Here is a 16,888-nt window from a genome sequence, read left to right as displayed (position 1 = left end):
AGCACGCCGCCAGCGTTCATCCTGAGCCAGGATCAAACTCTCCGTTGAAGTAAAAACAAAAACGAACACAACCATCCCCACCGGAAATAACGGCAGAAACAGCTGCACAAAATCTGAAACCAGCTGAAAACCAGACCACCACACACGGGGGTGCGCAGCAATCCAGCAAAAATTCAACCAATTCAACAAAAAATCGGTATCAACAAACTTGGCACACTATTGAGTTCTCAAACAACAGACACAATCCGATTACTTACCGGAACAAATTCAATGTTCCGCATTTCATCGCTGCGATGTTTCAACTTTATTTCATTCATTTCCACTTTGCAAATCCAGGATTTCTCCGGAAATTCACCCAGGCGGATCGAATTCCCCCAAAGAGTCGATAAATTATCCGATTTCCCGACTTTCGTCTAAATCGGATTATTCACCTTCAATGGGATTTTGTCGCAATTTATCCGCTTCAGCGGCAGCGACTCAGAAAACGATACACGCTCCCCCGGAGCCGCGCAAGTCGGCCTCGGAGGAGCGTGCAACAGTCCGTGCGATAGGAGCCAGGAAGGCGCTAGGCCGTCACTTGGACAGTCGCCAGGTTCTTCTTCCCACGGCGCAGCAGCAGGTACCGGCCGTGAAGCAGTTCCGCCTGGTCGATGACGGCGTCGGGGTCTGTCACCTTGCTGTTGTTCACGTAGGCGCCGCCCTCCCCCACCGTTCGTCGAGCAGCGGACTTGCTCTCGGAGAGTCCGGAGGCAACCAGGAGGTCGACAATGCCCAGGCCATCTACGCCGATCGAGGCAGACGGCAGCTCGGCCGTTGCGGACGCCAAGGTCACTTCGTCCAGAACCGACAGGTCGCCATTGCCGAACAGCGCAGCCGAAGCAGCAATCACCTTCTCCGTCGCATCGACTCCGTGAACCAGCGACGTGACTTCGTAGGCGAGCCGGCGCTGCCCTTCGCGTGCGAACGGACGCTCGGCGACGGCTGCCGCGAGTTCCTCGATCTCGGCACGGCTAAGGAAAGTGAAGACCTTGAGGCGGTCAACGACGTCGGCATCCGCAGTGTTGAGCCAGAACTGGTAGAAGGCGTACGGGCTGCACATGTGGGCGTCGAGCCAAATGGCGTTGCCTTCGCTCTTACCGAACTTGGTGCCGTCCGAGTTGGTGATGAGGGGTGTGCCCAAGGCGTGGACAGTCTTACCGTCGACCTTGCGGATGAGCTCCGTGCCGCTGGTCAGGTTGCCCCACTGGTCCGAGCCGCCGGTCTGCAGCACGCAACCGTAGTCGCGGTTGAGCTGGAGGTAGTCCATGCCCTGCAGGATCTGGTAGCTGAACTCGGTGTAGCTGATGCCCTCATCGGAGCTCAGGCGGGAGGCAACAGCATCCTTGCGCAGCATCGTACCCACACGGAAGTGCTTGCCGATTTCGCGCAGGAAATCGATGGCACTCAGCGGTGCGGTCCAGTCAAGGTTGTTCACCATGCGTGCGGCATTGTCCCCTTCGAAGCTGAGGAAGCGGCGGACCTGGGCCTGAAGGTAGCCAACCCACTCCGAGACGGTGTCCTTGGTGTTCAAGGTGCGTTCCGCCGTCGGGCGCGGATCGCCGATCAGGCCGGTGGAGCCGCCCACCAGGCCGAGCGGCTTGTGGCCGGCCAACTGCAGGCGCCGCATGAGCAGGAGCTGGACAAGGTTGCCAAGGTGCAGGGACGGGGCCGTCGGGTCGAAGCCACAGTAATACGTGATCGGGTCCCCGGCGAGCAGCTTTTCCAATTCCGTTTCATCCGTGGAAACGTGGATAAGGCCACGCCATTTGAGCTCTTGCCAGATATTGGCAAAGCCCGGGTCGTTGTGCTGGGACTCGAGGTTGTTTACGTGTGACACGGGATCTAAGTTAGCAGGATTGCGCTTCAGCTTGCTCGCAGTGCTCAGCGCTCGATACCCGCAGGCAACGGCGCGGCAGTGATGAGGCGCAGCCGCTGCGTCGGACGGGTCATGGCGACGTAAAGATCGCCCACCTTCCGGTGTTCGTGATTCAGCATGGCGGCAGGTTCAAGGACCACGACGCCATCGAACTCCAGGCCCTTGGCCTCCTTGGGGCTGATGACCACGATGTCCTGGGAGTAACTCCCTGCTCCCGTGCCCACGCGGTGGCCGTAGACGCTTCGGAGGGCGGCTGCGGCCTGGGGCAGCAGCTCGCCGTCGGCGATCACGGCGAGGAGGCCGCCGTCGATCGCTTCCAGTTCCTCCGGAAGGATCTCAACCAAGCGGTCCACTATCCCCGCTTCGTCCACGCGATCCACGATGGGCGACCATTTGCCTTCGCGGACGGCCTTGGGAGCCGAGACAACCAGCCCTGCCCTGTTCGCCATGCGGACGGCCGCTTCGGCGATCTGCGAGGGGGTGCGGTAGTTGACGGTGAGTTCTTCGAGCTGCCAGCGGTCCCCGAACGACGGCGCGAGGGCACTTTGCCAGGAATTCGCGCCGGCCGAGGAACTCGTCTGGGCGATATCGCCCACGATCGTGAAGGACTTCAGCGGACAGCGGCGGACCAGAAGCCGCCACTGCATGGGCGAGAGTTCCTGGGCTTCGTCCACCACGATGTGCCCGAACGCCCACGAACGGTCGCTCGTGGCCCGTTCTGCCGCAGTCAGCCGCGTTTCGCGCTCCTGGTTCTGGTCCGCCAGTTCCTCGGCCGTCATCAACACGTCGACGCCCATGGCTTCCATGTTGACCAGCGTCTGCTTGGCGTTGGCGATGTCGCGGGCACGGTCGTGCTCTTGCTGCGCCAATCCCCTGCCGGCGGCAGGATCGAGTTCGCCCAGGAGCTCTGCGGCCTCGTCGAGCAGCGGAACATCGGCTTCGGTCCACGGGGCATCCGCGGGGCGGAGCAGGAGGGCACGCTCCGCCGGAGTGAGGTGCGGAGTGCAGGCTTCCAGGATTGCTGGCTTGCTGAAGAGTTCGGAGACGAGCTTCTCGGGTGTCATGGGCATCCAGCACAGGTTCAGGACTATCCTGACGTCGCGAGCCGAGCGGACGTCTTCGGCGAGGTAGGAACGGTCGGCATTGTTGCCGATGTTCGATTCTTCGACGATCTCTGTCAGCTGCTCGGTGAGTTCGCGCAGCAGGATCTTCACGAACGTCACCCGTGCTTCATTGTGCGGCTTGCCGGTGGCGCGCGCCCTGTCCCGCGCACGGCGGACCTGCCGCACGGACAAGGTCAGCTTGCGGGAATCGACCTCGAGGATGCGGTCCTCTGCGGGAGTGCGCTGCCGGTTGGCCACGGCATTGGCAATGACGTCCACCATGTTCAGCTTGCCCTTGAGCGCCGCGACATCAGGATCCGCTTCCGGTACGGCATGGATGCCGGGCATGAGGCGGCCCAGGCTCGCCATGACGACGCCGGTCTCGCCGAGGGAAGGCAGGACCCGCTCGATGTAGTGCATGAACGACGACGACGGCCCGACGAGCAGGACGCCCGCGGACTTCAGACGGTCACGGTGGGTGTAAAGCAGGTAGGCGGCGCGGTGGAGCGCAACCGCCGTCTTGCCGGTACCGGGGCCGCCTTGGACAACCAGGGCACCCGATATGGAGGACCGGATGATCCGGTCCTGCTCGGACTGGATGGTGCCGACGATATCCGACATGCGTCCGGTGCGCTTGGAGTTCAGGGCGGCAAGGAGTGCGCCCTCACCCTGGAGTGAGGCGCTGTCCGCCAGCATGCTGGCATCCAGGACATCGTCTTCGATCGCCTTGACCTCGCGGCCCTGCAGGATCAGGTGGCGACGACGCCGGACGCCCTGCCGGTCGAAGGCAGTCGCCTGGTAGAAGTGGCCGGCTTCCGGGGCGCGCCAGTCGACCATAAGCCGCTGAAGATCCGCCGTGGAGAGCCCGATGCGGCCGATGTACTGCGCCTCCCCGCTGTCCAGGTCAAGGCGCCCGAACACGAGGCGGTCGTCGACGGCGTCGAGCTGGGCAAGGCGGTCCTCGTACAGTGCGGCGAAGGCGTCCCTTTCGGAAACGTTCTGCATGGTGCCCACCGCTCCGGCGCGCCGGACCTGCGCCAGCTGTTGGCGCTTTTCCTCCCGCAGCTCGTCCAAGCGCGAGTAGAGACCGGCCACGTACTCCCGCTCGTGGATCAAATCAGCGTCGTGCATCGAAACGTTCCCCTATCGAAAAAGACAGACCGTCCATTCTACAGCGGTTTTGCTTGACGTGTGTGAAACTGCCCCCGCACCGGTGCGTCACACAATGTTCACCCGGCGCTAACCTCCAGAGCTTTTTCATCAGCCCCCGGTGGTGCTTCAATGCTGCAATGCAGCACGACGTTGCCCTTACCCGACACGGCATCAGCCTGGTTCCCCTCGCCCCCGCACATGCCGGTCCACTCTTCGATTTTGTGGACTCCGGGATGTGGTCCGGCATGGCCGCAAAGCAACCCTTGAGCGGCACGGAATTGGCCGAACTCTTCGCAGCCCGCCTCGAGGATCCGGCGACCATACCGTTCGCCGTCGTCGAGCAGCGGACCGGAGCGCTGCTCGGAACGACGTCCCTGTGCGAGTACAGTCCCCGGCAGCAGCGACTGGAAATCGGCGGCACTTTTTATGGGCGTCCCTTCTGGGGTAGCCACGTCAATCCGGCCGCGAAGCAACTGCTTCTGGCCTATTCCTTCGACGTACTGGACGTCCACAGGGTTGCCTTCCGCTGCGATGCCCGAAATACGCGCAGCGCCTCGGCCATTCAGCGGCTCGGCGCCAGCTATGAGGGCACGCTGCGCGGGCACCGTTTCGCTCCTGACGGGAGCCGCTGCGACACCGCAGTCTTTTCGATCCTGCGCGATGAATGGCCCAACGTGCGCGAGTCGTTGCTTGGCCGCCTGGCGCCCTTCGAAGTGCCGGACAACCTCTGTGCGTATGTGGCCGAACCGACCCGGACCGAACACGCCGCGTGAAGGCCGCCTGCGAGGCTCCTACAAAGGCTTCCCGACGGAGCGGCTACGTCCCGGCTTGTACCGGGACACCGTAGGGTCCCCGTCAAGCCAAAACCGCCACGGGTAGTCGGCGGAACCGCCGTCGCCCGATACTCCTACCCGGACCCCGCTTACAACGGCCGATGCCGCCACCGGGGTGGCCGGGAGTTCGAGGCTGAACGGTTCGGCCAAGGCATCCCGGCCGCTGTCCGCCGTGGTCAACCCCAAAGCGGAGGCTAGCCGGGCCGGTCCGCTGGCGAGGTCGGTCAGCGATCTCGACGCCGGACGGCGGGACTGTGCCAGGGCTTGACCGGCCACCACTTCCCCTGCCCGCAACAGCAGCGCGGACGCAACGCCGTCGGGACCGCAGACGATATTGGCGCAATGGTGCATGCCATACGTGAAGTACACGTACAGGTGGCCTGCCGGGCCGAACATGGGTGCGTTCCGGGCGGTGGGGCCGCCAAAGGTATGGGAGCCGGGATCGGGTTGGGCCGATCCCCGCGGGCCCAGATACGCTTCCACCTCGCTGATCCTGACGGACACCGTGCCCTCAGGAGTCCGGTGGCTCAGCACGGCGCCAAGGAGCAAAGGGGCGACGTCGCGCGGATCTGCGGAAAGAATGGCGCGGATGGCCTCCGGGGATGCACCCTGCATTGTCATGCCCAGACCCTAGCAAAAATCCGTCAACCGGACCGTTCCAGCAATGTCCGATTTCCGCTAGGAAGCGCCTGCCGATGCTGAAAGGATGAAGTCATGGACTTTTGGCAACGCTACCGAGCCATCGATGCGCGGGATCCCCGGTTCGACGGCCAGTTCTTCACCGCAGTCCGGTCGACGGGTATCTACTGCCGGCCGTCGTGCCCGGCACGCACGCCCAAGGCCGAAAACGTGACGTTCTACGAAACCTCGGCAGCGGCGCACGAGGCCGGGTACAGGGCGTGCAAACGCTGCCTCCCGGAGGCGGTTCCGGGCACGCCGGCGTGGAACCTCCGCTCGGACGTCGCCGGCCGGGCAATGCGGCTCATCAACGACGGCGCGCTCTCCCGGGTGGGCGTCCAAGGACTTGCCACCAGGCTGGGTTACTCCTCCCGGCAGCTCAATAGGATCCTCAGCCATGAGCTCGGCGCCGGACCGCTGTCCTTGGCCCGGGCCAGCCGTGCGCAAACCGCCAGGACTCTCTTGGTCTCCACCGCGATGAAGCTCTCTGATGTGGCGTTCGCTGCCGGATTCAACAGTGTCCGCCAGTTCAACGACACCATCAACGAAATCTTCGCCCTGACTCCTTCTGCCCTCCGGGCCACCGCGAAGCCTACTGGCCATCAAGGCGGGCCCGGCGAGGCTACCTCCCTGACCCTGAACCTCCCGTACCGGGAGCCTTTCGATACGGGGATTTTCGATTTCCTCGCGGCCCGCGCGGTTCCCGGAGTCGAACTGGCGAGCGCAAGGAGCTATTCACGAACCCTCCGCTTGCCCCGCGGCAATGCCGTGTTCACGGTGGAGTACGACGCCGGGGCACGCGGCGGCGCGCTGACCCTCGCCATCAGTACCGTGGATCTCCACGATCTTCCCGTGCTGTTGAGCCGGGTGCGGCGATTGTTCGATCTCGACGCCGATCCCGTGGCCGTGGACGAGGCGCTGGCCACCGACGCCAGGATCGGCCCATCGGTCCGCGATACCCCCGGGATCAGGGTGCCGGGCGCCGTGGATCCCCAGGAACTACTGATCCGGGCAATGATCGGCCAACAAATCACGGTGGCGGCCGCCCGCACGGCTTTGACCCAACTTTCCGACGCCGGAACGCGACTGCCCGCCGCCCAACCACAAGGGCAGGCCGGAAACGGGCCGGGCTTGGACCGCTTGTTCCCGACATCCGAGGAAATCGCCCGCTCAGGCCGGGAATTGCTGAGGGGCCCACGGCGCCGCATAGATTCGGTGCTGGCCGCGGCGGGGGCCATGGCCGGCGGGGAGCTCGACTTCGACTATGGCGACGACCCACGGACGCTGGCCGGGAAGCTATTGCCGCTGCCCGGCGTCGGGCCTTGGACAGTGGGCTATGTTGGGATGAGGGTCACCGGCGATCCGGATGTTTTCCTCGGCAACGACGCAGCGGTCCGGAACGGCCTCAAGAGCCTGGCGGCCGCGGAAGGCCTGCCTGCCGACTTCCGCAACGTGAGCCCGTGGCGCTCCTACGCAACGATGCACCTGTGGCGGGCAGCGGCAAGCAAACGCCGCGTTAGTGCGCCGCCGGAACGCTCGATGGCCACGGCAGGAGTTCCGGCAAATCAACGCCATCCGCGTCGGCAGAAGCCCGCAGGCTCCCCAGGGTAGGCGTGCGCCCGGCGAGCCAGGCAGCGATATCCGTGATCATGCCGTTGATGGCAACGGACTGCCGGCCCGTGCCGATAACCACCTGCGGGAGGCCAAGTGGCTGAAGCACGAATTTCTGCTCGGCCGGCACGCGTGCCGAGAGGAAATCGAAGAGGTGCTCGCAGAATTGCCGGCTCCAGACCTCCGGGCCACGACCGATTCCCAGATCCGTGACGTGGATGACCAACTCGCGCCAGAGTGCCAGGCCGCCGTCGAACACCGTTCCATTCCGGAAGGTGATCCGGGCGTTCCAGCCGGACTCGACGAGTCCGTCGAAAGCCCTCAGCACCCGGGCGATCGCAGCTTCCGTCGCTTCACGGTGCTCAGCAATGCTGTGGCTCGCAGCCAACTCAATGGCCTTGGTCCGGCCCTCGTAGCCGCCGTCGTAGAGTTCGATGGTCTCGCCGCGCACAGCGTATTCCAGTTGCCTGGCCATCGCGTTCGCGATGCCTGCAATGTGAGCCAGCACGTGGCCCCGGGTCCACCCGGGCAGTTCGGAGGGAGCTGAGACATCGGCGTCGTCGAGATTGGCGACGACGCCGGTCACAGTGCCGGCTGCTTTGTGGAGCTCGGCAAGAAGTGCTGGGGTAGTGATCTCGGTCATAGCGCCATGATATCCGACAGGGTTAACCGCGCTTAACGCAAACGAGTTGGCATTTCACGGCGATGCTCACGAAAAACATTGCCGCGAAATGCCAACTCGCGCGTCGTTAGCTTGCGTACTTCCGCACCGCTGCCAGCTCAGCCTCGAGGGCCGCCAGTTGGCGTTCGACGGCGGCCGGGGCCGTTCCGCCCTGCGAGTTGCGGCTGTTGAGCGAACCTTCGGTACTGAGCACGGTACGGACCTCGGGCGTCAGGTGCTCCGAGATGCCCGCGTACTCTTCGTCCGTCAGGTCCCACAGCTCGACGCCGCGTCCCTCAGCCAGCTTCACCGCGGCACCGGACAGCTCGTGGGCCTCCCGGAAAGGCACGCCCTGGCGGACCAGCCATTCAGCGATGTCCGTGGCGAGTGCGAAGCCCTGCGGTGCCAAGGATGCCATGCGCTCGGTATTGAAGGTGAGCGTGGCAATCATCCCGGAGACCGCGGGGAGCAGCACTTCCAAGGTGTCCGCAGCGTCGAAAACCGGTTCCTTGTCTTCCTGGAGATCGCGGTTGTACGCGAGCGGGAGCCCCTTGAGCGTTGCCAACAGTCCGGCCAGGTTGCCGATGAGGCGCCCTGCCTTGCCGCGCGCGAGTTCGGCAACATCCGGGTTCTTCTTCTGCGGCATGATCGAAGACCCCGTGGAGTACGAATCATGCAGCGTCACAAAGGAGAACTCCTTCGTTGCCCACAGGATGACTTCCTCCGAGACCCGCGACAAGTCGATGCCAACCATCGAGCAGATCCAGGCGAACTCGGCAAATACATCGCGCGCGGCGGTGCCATCGATCGAGTTGTGGACCGCCGAGAAGAACCCGAGATCCGCTGCCACGGCCTCAGGATCCAGGCCGAGGGAGGAACCGGCCAGAGCACCGGAACCGTACGGCGAGACACCGGCGCGCTTGTCCCAGTCCTGGAACCGCTGCACGTCGCGCAGCAGTGCCCACGCGTGGGCCAGCAAGTGGTGGCTTAGGAGGACAGGCTGGGCATGCTGCAGGTGCGTTCGTCCAGGCATGGCAACGCCTTGGTGGGCCTTGGCTTGCTCCACGAGGGCGTCGATCGTGGCAAGCACACCACGGGCGATGATGCGGGCGTGGTCGCGCAGGAACATGCGGCCGAGCGTAGCCACCTGGTCGTTGCGCGAACGTCCTGCCCGGAGCTTGCCGCCCAGTTGGGTCCCCGCGCGCTCGATGAGCCCGCGTTCAAGGGAACCGTGGACATCCTCGTCGCTCTCTGCGGGTTGGTAGGCGCCGCTCGCGACGTCCTCATCCAGCAGGGTAAGCGCGGCGAGCATGCCCTCGAGTTCGCCGTCGTCAAGCAGCCCGGCCTTGTGGAGCACGCGGGCGTGCGCCTTGGAGCCGGCGATGTCGTAGCGGGCGAGCCGCCAGTCAAAGTGCGTGGACTTGCTCAGTGCGGCGAGGGCATCCGCGGGGCCGCCAGCGAACCGGCCGCCCCACAGTGCGCCCTCATTTGTTGCGGACGCCATTACTGGCCTGCAACCCGCAGGTCGCGGCCGGAGGCCACCTTGGAGGACATGCCCCACAGCTCGATGAAGCCGCGGGCCATCGACTGGTCGAAGGTGTCACCCGTGTCGTAGGTGGCGAGGTCGAAGTCGTAGAGCGAGGTGTCCGAGCGGCGGCCGTTGACAATGGCCTGGCCGCCGTGGAGAACCATGCGGATGTCGCCGGAGACGTAGCGCTGGGTGTCTTCGATGAAGGCGTCCAGGGAGCGCTTGAGCGGGGAGAACCACTGGCCGTCGTAAACCAGCTCGGACCAACGCTGGCCAACAGTGGCCTTGAAGCGGGCCTGCTCGCGCTCGATGGTGACGTCCTCGAGGTGCTTGTGGGCGGTGATGAGGGCCATGGCGCCCGGAGCTTCGTAGATTTCGCGCGACTTGATGCCCACCAGGCGGTCCTCGACGACGTCGATGCGGCCAACGCCCTGTGCGCCTGCACGGCGGTTCAGTTCCTGGATGACCTGCAGCGGGGTGCGCTGCACGCCGTCGATCGCCACCGGGACGCCGGCTTCGAAGGTGATGATGACTTCGTCCGGCGCCGGCGGGAATTCCGGGGTGGCCGTGTAGTCGTAGATGTCCTTGGTGGGAGCGTTCCAGATGTCCTCAAGGTAGCCGGTCTCGACGGCGCGTCCCCAGACGTTCTGGTCGATCGAGTACGGGTTCTTCTTGGTGGTCTCGATCGGCAGTCCCTTTTCCTCGGCGAAGGCAATGGCCTTGTCGCGGGTCAGGGCGAGGTCGCGGACGGGTGCGATGCACTTCAAGTCCGGGCCCAAGGTCTGGATGCCCACCTCGAAGCGGACCTGGTCGTTGCCCTTGCCCGTGCAGCCGTGCGCAACGGTGGTGGCACCGAATTCGCGGGCAGCCTTGACGAGGTGCTTGACGATCACAGGACGTGAAATCGCGGAAACCAGCGGGTAGTGGCCTTGGTAGAGGGCGTTGGCCTTCAGGGTGGGCATGGCGTATTCGTTGGCGAATTCGTCACGGGCGTCGGCCACGTAGGCCTCGACGGCGCCGCAGCCGAGGGCGCGCTGGCGGATGGTCTCGAGCGACTCGCCGCCCTGTCCGACGTCGACAGCCACGGCGATGACCTCGGCACCGGTGGCTTCACCGATCCAGCCGATCGCTACGGAAGTATCAAGGCCACCGGAGTAGGCCAGAACAATGCGCTCAGTCACGAGAGTGCTCCTTTGTTGTTTCTTTGTAATGTGTCGAGAGTCTTGATTCGGGTGCTGTTGGGTTCAGGTGCCGGTGCTGGCTTCTTCCGCGAAGGCCAGGAACCTCGCCGCCAACGCCGCTCCGCCGTCCGGATCCCTGGCGATCAGTAGCACAGTGTCGTCGCCTGCGATGGTACCTAACACGGCAGGCATGACCGAATGGTCGATTGCCAGCGCGAGGAAGTTTGCGGCGCCCGGCGGGGTCCGCAGGACGGCGAGGTTCGCAGATGCCTCTGCGGTCACGAGGAGTTCTCCGCACAGCCGGGTGAGCCTCGCGTCCAGGATTTCCTGGGTGACGCCGCTCTTTGCATTACGGTCACCACCCTCGCCGGGCACCGCGTAGACCAAGGCACCGTCCTTGCCGCGCACGCGGACAGCGCCCAATTCCACCAGGTCCCGGGAGAGGGTCGCTTGGGTGACCTGCACGCCGTCGTCCGCCAGCAACGCGGCGAGTTCTGCCTGCGAGCGCACGGACTCGCCGGTCAGGATCGCGGTAATGCGCGCCTGCCGGGCAGTCTTGGTCGCCGGGCTGACGCCCGGCGGAGGCTGGGTGGACACTAGAACGTGCTCTCCCCGGTGCCTTCAACGGAGGAGAGACCGCCGACGAAAGCCAGTCCCGACCTGTGCATGAGCCACGCCATCAGCGCCTTCTGCGCGTGCAGGCGGTTCTCGGCTTCGTCCCAGACGATGGACTGGGGTCCATCGATGACGCCGGCTGAGATCTCATAGCCGCGGTAGGCGGGCAGGCAGTGGAGTACGACGGCGTCCGGCGCCGCGTGCGCCATGGCGGCCTCGTCCACGGAGTAGTCGCGGAAGAGCTGCATCCGGGCTTCCTTTTCGGCTTCCTGGCCCATGGAGACCCAGGTGTCGGTCGCGACCACGTCGGCTCCCTTGAGTGCTTCGGGCGCGTCCGTGGTGATCAACACCGAACCGCCGGTTTCGGCGGCGCGCTCCTCCGCTGCGGCGACGATATCTGCGGCCGGCAGGTAGCCTTCCGGCCCCGAGATCCTGACGTGCATGCCCGCCGTGACGCCTGCCAGCAGGTAGGAGTTGGCCATGTTGTTCGCGGCGTCGCCCAAGTAGGCCATGGTGAGGCCCTTGAGCTCGCCCTTGTGCTCTTTGACCGTCAGGAGGTCCGCCAGCAATTGGCACGGGTGGTAGTCATCGCACAGCGCGTTGATGACGGGAACGTTCGAGTTTTCGGCCATGGCCACCAGTCCGCTGTGGGCGCCGGTACGCCACACGATGGTGGAGACCATGCGTTCGAGCACTTTCGCGGTGTCCTCGACGGACTCCTTGTGGCCGATCTGCGCCTCGCCCGGGTTGATGATGAGCGCGTTGCCGCCCATGTCGGCGATTCCGGTGGCGAAGGAGACCCGCGTCCGGGTGGAGGTCTTGTCGAAAATGACGGCGACGGTCTTGCGCCCGTTCCCGTCCGCCGCAAACGGTTGGACGCTGTACGGCGCGGCCTTCATGCGGACAGCGAGCTCGAGCACTTCGGCTTGCTCGGCGGGAGTGAGGTCCGTGTCCTTGAGGAAGTGACGTGTCGTAGAAGTTCCGGGAGTGTTCACTGTGCGTCCTTAGCGGTCTGAATGATGCCGGGCAGTGCGTCGAGGAAACTGTCGGCTTGCCCGGTGGTCAGGATGAGCGGCGGAGCCAGCCGGATGGTGCGCGGGCCCGGGCTGTTGATGATGAAGCCTGCGTCGAGCGCGGCAGTCACCATGGCGGGGGCGATGTCGGCGTCAACGTCGAAACCGATCAGGAGCCCCTCGCCCCGTACTTCGGTGACAGCGTCGACGTCGGACAGGCCGGCCTGCAGCCGCGCGCCGGTCCTGAGTACGTTTGCCAGCACGCCCTGGCTTTCGATGGCATGCAAGGTGGCGAGGGCTGCCGCTGTGGCCACCGGGTTGCCGCCGAACGTGGTGCCGTGCTGGCCCGCGGTCAAGAGCGAGGACGTCGGCTCGCCAAAGGTGATGAGTGCGCCGACCGGGAAACCGCCGCCCAGGCCCTTCGCGAGGGTCACGGCGTCGGGGACGATTCCGGAGTCTTCGCTCGCCAGCCATTTGCCGGTCCGGCCGATGCCGGTCTGGACTTCGTCCATGATCAGCAGCGCGCCGGCGGCGGTGGTGGCTTCGCGGGCCGCTCGCAGGTACTCGACACTGAGCGGGCGGACGCCGGCTTCGCCTTGGATGGGTTCGAGGAACACTGCAGCCGTGGTTTCGTCGACGGCGGCGCGGAGGGCCTCAATGTCGCCGAACGGAATGTGGACCACGCCACCGGGCAACGGCTCGAACGGCGCCCGGTAGGCTTCCTTGGCGGTCAAGGCGAGCGCGCCCATGGTGCGGCCGTGGAAGGCCCCTTCGAGGGCGATGATCTTGGTGCGCTTCGCTGGCTTGGCACCGGCGGGCGCTTCTGTTGTGGCGCCGCCGCCATTGCGCCGGGCCAGCTTGAAGGCCGCCTCGTTGGCTTCGGTGCCGGAGTTCGCGAAGAACACCTTGGAGCCGGCAGGAGCCTTGGTGATGGCAAGGAGTTTCTCGGCGAGGGCGATCTGCGTGGGGCTCGTGAAGAAATTGGAGACGTGGCCCAGGGTGGCGAGCTGGCTGGCGATGACCGAGGTGACGAACGGGTGGGCGTGGCCCAGGGCGTTCACGGCAATGCCGCCGAGGAGGTCCAGGTATTCCTTGCCGTCGGCATCCCACACAAGCGAGCCGGCGCCGCGGACAAGGACACGCTGCGGGGTGCCGAAGACGCCCATGAGCGAAGACGAATAGCGGGCCAGCCAGTCGGCTCCGCTGCTGGTGGAGACGAGCGCTTCTGCAGGCGTTTCGACCAATTCTGCTTCGTTCATCAGTTCACTTCCTCGTCTGGGACGACTTGGGTTCCTATGCCCGCCGTCGTAAATGTTTCAAGGAGCATGGAGTGCGGCAGGCGGCCGTCGACGATGTGTGCGCGCTCCACTCCTTCGTCAATGGCCTTTAGGCAGGCCGTCATTTTCGGGATCATGCCGGATTCGAGGCGCGGCAACATGTCGCGCAACTCCGTGGCCGTGAGCGAGGAGATGAGCGAGGATTTGTCCGGCCAGTTGGCATAAAGGCCCTCGACGTCGGTCAGGATGACTAGCTTCGAGGCGCCCAGCGCGGAGGCCACGGCCGCGGCAGCGGTGTCCGCGTTGACGTTGAGGACTTGGCCCGTGGTGGAGCCGGTGCCATCGCCCTCGTCGATGATTTCGGGGGCAACCGTCGAAATCACCGGGATGCGGCCGGCGTCAAGGATGTCCTCGATGCCCGTGGGATCAACACCCACCACTTCGCCAACGAGGCCCAGGTCCACTTCTTCCCCGTCCACCACGGTGCCGGTGCGCACGGCACGCAGGAGTCCGCCGTCTTCACCGGACATTCCGACGGCATAAGGTCCATGGGAGTTGATGAGGCCCACGAGTTCGCGGCCCACTTGTCCGGTGAGCACCATGCGGACGACGTCCATGGCCTCGGGGGTGGTCACGCGCAGGCCGCCCTTGAATTCGGATTCGATGCCCAGCCTGCCCAGCATTGAGTTGATCTGCGGGCCGCCCCCGTGCACTACCACAGGGTGGATACCCACGTGGTGCAGGAAGACGACGTCTTCGGCGAAGGCGCGCCGGAGTTCCTCATTGACCATGGCATTGCCGCCGTACTTGATCACCATGGTGGTTCCGGCGAAGCGCTGGATCCACGGCAGCGCCTCGATGAGGGTTGCGGCTTTGTCCTGGGCAGCACTCATGGACGTGGTTTCGCGGGTGTGCGCGGTCACTGTCATCCCCGCCTAGCTCGAGTAGGCGCTGTTCTCATGCACGTACTCGTGCGTGAGGTCGTTGGTCCAAATGGTGGCTTCCGCCTCGCCCGCCTGCAGGTCGATTTCCACGAGCACCTCGCGGGGCTCGAGATCGACCAGGTTACGGTCGTCGCCAATGCTGCCGTTGCGGCAGATCTGGACGCCGTTCATGGAGACGTTGAGCTGGTCCGGTTCGAAGACGGCGTCCGTGGTGCCCACCGCGGACAGGACCCGGCCCCAGTTCGGGTCCTTGCCGAAGATGGCGGTCTTGAAGAGGTTGGAGCGGGCCACGGCACGGCTGACGATTTCGGCGTCGCGTTCGCTCGCCGCGTTGAATGTGCGGATGGCGATGTCGTGGCTTGCGCCTTCAGCGTCACCGATCAGCTTGCGGGCAAGCTCGGCGCACACCTGGGTGATTCCGGCACCAAGCTGTTCAGCGGACGGCATGGCATCGGAGGCTCCCGAGGCCAGCAGGACGACTGTGTCATTGGTGGACATGCAGCCGTCCGAATCAGTCCGGTCGAAGGTGACGCGCGTGGCGTCGCGGAGTACGACGTCGAGCTCTTCAGCCGGAACCTGGGCGTCCGTGGTGAGCACCACCAGCATGGTGGCCAGGCCGGGCGCGAGCATGCCGGCGCCCTTCGCGATGCCGCCCACCGTGAACGTCTTGCCTTCGGCATCGGTTCCGGTGAACACTGCTTCCTTCGCCACGCTGTCCGTGGTCATGATCGCCGTAGCGGCCGCGGAACCGCCGTCCTCGGAGAGCTCCGAGAACGCCGCGTCGACGCCCGGGATGATCTTGTCCATGGGCAGTTGCTCACCGATGAGGCCAGTCGAACAGACCACGACGTCGGAGGCCGAGATCCCGAGGACCTCCGCCACTTTTTCGGCGGTCGCGTGGGTGTTCTGAAAGCCCTGCGGCCCTGTGCAGGCGTTGGCCCCGCCCGAGTTCAGGACCACGGCGTCCACACGGCCATCCGAGACCACCTGGCGCGACCAGTGCACGGGTGCGGCAGCGACGCGATTGGACGTGAAAACGGCTGCGGCGGCTTTCAGGGGGCCGTCGTTGACTACGAGGGCGAGGTCGGGATTGCCCGATGCCTTGATTCCGGCTTTGACCCCGGCGGCCCGGAATCCTTGGGGGGCGGTGATGGTCACGGAGCGACTCCTTGGACGTTGAGGCCGGCGGATTCGTCCAGGCCGAGGGCAATGTTCATGGACTGCACAGCACCGCCGGCGGTCCCTTTGGTCAGGTTATCGATGGCGCATGTGACAACCAGGCGGCCGGAGTGCTCGTCGAAAGCCAATTGCATGACGGCGTGGTTGGAACCCTGCACGGATTTGGTGGTGGGCCACTGGCCTTCGGGCAGCAGGTGGACGAACGGTTCGTCGTCGTACGCTTCGGCCCAGGCGCTGCGGAGATCGGCGGCGGTGACGCCGGCCTTGACCTTGGCTGTTGCGGTGCTCAGGATGCCGCGGCTCATGGGCGCGAGGGTGGGAGTGAAGGACACGGTGACCGTTTCACCGGCGGCGTTGGAAAGTCCTTGTTCGATCTCGGGGGTGTGGCGGTGGCCGCCGCCCACGCCATAGGGACTCATGGAACCCATGACTTCCGAGCCGATGAGGTTCACCTTGGCCGCCTTCCCGGCGCCCGAGGTGCCGGAGGCGGAAACAATCACGACGTCGTCCGGCTCGAGGAGCTTGCTGGCGAAGCCGGGCGTGAGGGCGAGGAGGGCCGACGTCGGGTAGCAGCCGGGTACGGCAATCCGCTTCGCCCCCTTGAGGGCGTCGCGCTGGCCTGGCAGTTCGGGCAGGCCGTACGGCCAGGTCCCGGCGTGGGCCGAGCCATAGAACTTTTCCCATGCGGCCGGGTCTTCGAGGCGGTGGTCCGCGCCGGCGTCGATCACCAGGGTGCCTTCCGGCAGCTGAGCCGCGATCCCGGCCGAGGCGCCATGCGGGAGCGCCAGGAACACGACGTCATGGCCGGCGAGGTTTTCCACGCTGGTGTCCTCGAGAATCCGGCTGGCCAAACCATGGAGATGCGGCTGCAACTCCCCTAGTCTGGAACCGGCGTTGCTGTGCGCAGTGATGGCACCGATGGTGACGTCCGGATGGCCAGCGAGCAGGCGCAGGACCTCTCCCCCGGCGTAGCCACTGGCACCGGAGACGGCAACAGAAATAGTCATGACACGACTATACAGCAAAACTATTCATAGTGGCCGATATTTATGCAAGCCATTTTCTACCTCCCGCAGACCCCCGGTCACATAACCACACCCTCCCACGGACCCCCGGTCACATCTCGGCCGATTCCTCCCGACCCCCGGTCACATCTCGGCCGATTCCCCCACCCCCGGTCACATCTCGGCCGATTCCC

The 16,888-nt window shown here is 65.2% G+C and carries 15 protein-coding genes; 2 read left to right on the top strand and 13 right to left on the bottom strand.

Translation table 11 applies throughout. The features are described 5' to 3' along the window. The 3 genes from J2S96_RS11810 to J2S96_RS11800 all read right to left on the bottom strand — a co-directional run. A partial coding sequence (locus J2S96_RS11810; protein ID WP_306863399.1) for a hypothetical protein occupies positions 1 to 186 on the bottom strand: 186 nt, incomplete at its 3' end. 379 nt (positions 187 to 565) lie between these two features. Beyond that, positions 566 to 1,876: a tyrosine--tRNA ligase gene (tyrS, locus tag J2S96_RS11805; RefSeq protein WP_306863396.1), complete on the bottom strand. Its 1,311-nt coding sequence runs from the start codon at positions 1,874 to 1,876 to the stop codon at positions 566 to 568. A gap of 44 nt (positions 1,877 to 1,920) precedes the next feature. After that, positions 1,921 to 4,149, bottom strand: a complete 2,229-nt coding sequence (locus J2S96_RS11800; RefSeq protein ID WP_306863395.1) for an AAA family ATPase — start codon at positions 4,147 to 4,149, stop codon at positions 1,921 to 1,923. Between the two features lie 158 nt (positions 4,150 to 4,307). Here J2S96_RS11800 and J2S96_RS11795 point away from each other — a divergent pair, with 158 nt between their 5' ends. Beyond that, positions 4,308 to 4,943: a GNAT family N-acetyltransferase gene (locus J2S96_RS11795; RefSeq protein ID WP_306863392.1), complete on the top strand. Its 636-nt coding sequence runs from the start codon at positions 4,308 to 4,310 to the stop codon at positions 4,941 to 4,943. A gap of 18 nt (positions 4,944 to 4,961) precedes the next feature. Here the strand turns inward: J2S96_RS11795 and J2S96_RS11790 are convergent, their stop codons facing one another. Further along, a complete protein-coding gene (locus J2S96_RS11790) occupies positions 4,962 to 5,618 on the bottom strand; it encodes a DNA-3-methyladenine glycosylase (RefSeq protein WP_370873091.1) in 657 nt (218 codons plus the stop codon). 99 nt (positions 5,619 to 5,717) lie between these two features. Between J2S96_RS11790 and J2S96_RS11785 the strand changes: the two genes are divergently transcribed. Beyond that, positions 5,718 to 7,292, top strand: coding sequence for a DNA-3-methyladenine glycosylase 2 family protein (locus J2S96_RS11785; RefSeq protein ID WP_306863385.1), 1,575 nt, complete (start codon positions 5,718 to 5,720; stop codon positions 7,290 to 7,292). On the opposite strand, the gene J2S96_RS11780 is transcribed toward J2S96_RS11785, so the two are convergent. The 9 genes from J2S96_RS11780 to argC all read right to left on the bottom strand — a co-directional run bounded on the left by J2S96_RS11780 (position 7,198) and on the right by argC (position 16,697). Further along, complete coding sequence (locus tag J2S96_RS11780; protein WP_306863383.1) at positions 7,198 to 7,935, bottom strand: maleylpyruvate isomerase family mycothiol-dependent enzyme; 738 nt, start codon at positions 7,933 to 7,935, stop codon at positions 7,198 to 7,200. The genes J2S96_RS11785 and J2S96_RS11780 overlap by 95 nt on opposite strands. A 106-nt stretch (positions 7,936 to 8,041) precedes the next feature. After that, complete coding sequence (gene argH / locus J2S96_RS11775) at positions 8,042 to 9,457, bottom strand: argininosuccinate lyase (protein ID WP_306863381.1); 1,416 nt, start codon at positions 9,455 to 9,457, stop codon at positions 8,042 to 8,044. Continuing rightward, entirely contained in the window at positions 9,457 to 10,662 is a 1,206-nt protein-coding gene (locus tag J2S96_RS11770; RefSeq protein WP_306863380.1) for an argininosuccinate synthase, read from the bottom strand. The genes argH and J2S96_RS11770 overlap by 1 nt, the downstream gene beginning before the upstream one ends. Positions 10,663 to 10,725: 63 nt before the next feature. Continuing rightward, positions 10,726 to 11,259: an arginine repressor gene (locus tag J2S96_RS11765; protein ID WP_306863378.1), complete on the bottom strand. Its 534-nt coding sequence runs from the start codon at positions 11,257 to 11,259 to the stop codon at positions 10,726 to 10,728. Then, positions 11,259 to 12,272 carry an ornithine carbamoyltransferase gene (argF, locus tag J2S96_RS11760; protein WP_306863368.1) on the bottom strand — a complete coding sequence of 338 codons (1,014 nt, stop codon included), beginning with the start codon at positions 12,270 to 12,272 and terminating at the stop codon, positions 11,259 to 11,261. Before argF ends, J2S96_RS11765 begins: the two co-directional genes overlap by 1 nt. Then, positions 12,269 to 13,549, bottom strand: coding sequence for an acetylornithine transaminase (locus tag J2S96_RS11755; RefSeq protein WP_306863365.1), 1,281 nt, complete (start codon positions 13,547 to 13,549; stop codon positions 12,269 to 12,271). Before J2S96_RS11755 ends, argF begins: the two co-directional genes overlap by 4 nt. Next, positions 13,549 to 14,490 (bottom strand): acetylglutamate kinase, encoded by a 942-nt coding sequence (gene argB / locus J2S96_RS11750; protein ID WP_306863363.1) that lies wholly within the window; start codon positions 14,488 to 14,490, stop codon positions 13,549 to 13,551. The genes J2S96_RS11755 and argB overlap by 1 nt, the downstream gene beginning before the upstream one ends. A gap of 12 nt (positions 14,491 to 14,502) precedes the next feature. Further along, on the bottom strand, positions 14,503 to 15,669 hold the full coding sequence (gene argJ, locus J2S96_RS11745) for a bifunctional glutamate N-acetyltransferase/amino-acid acetyltransferase ArgJ (RefSeq protein ID WP_306863361.1): 1,167 nt from the start codon (positions 15,667 to 15,669) through the stop codon (positions 14,503 to 14,505). Further along, entirely contained in the window at positions 15,666 to 16,697 is a 1,032-nt protein-coding gene (gene argC, locus J2S96_RS11740) for an N-acetyl-gamma-glutamyl-phosphate reductase (RefSeq protein WP_306863359.1), read from the bottom strand. Before argC ends, argJ begins: the two co-directional genes overlap by 4 nt. Positions 16,698 to 16,888 lie beyond the last annotated feature (191 nt).

The sequence above is a fragment of the Arthrobacter bambusae genome (assembly GCF_030812595.1).
Lineage (GTDB): Bacteria > Actinomycetota > Actinomycetes > Actinomycetales > Micrococcaceae > Arthrobacter > Arthrobacter bambusae_B.
The sequence above is the reverse complement of the archived record's forward strand: the minus strand, read 5'-3'. Positions and strand labels throughout refer to the sequence as shown.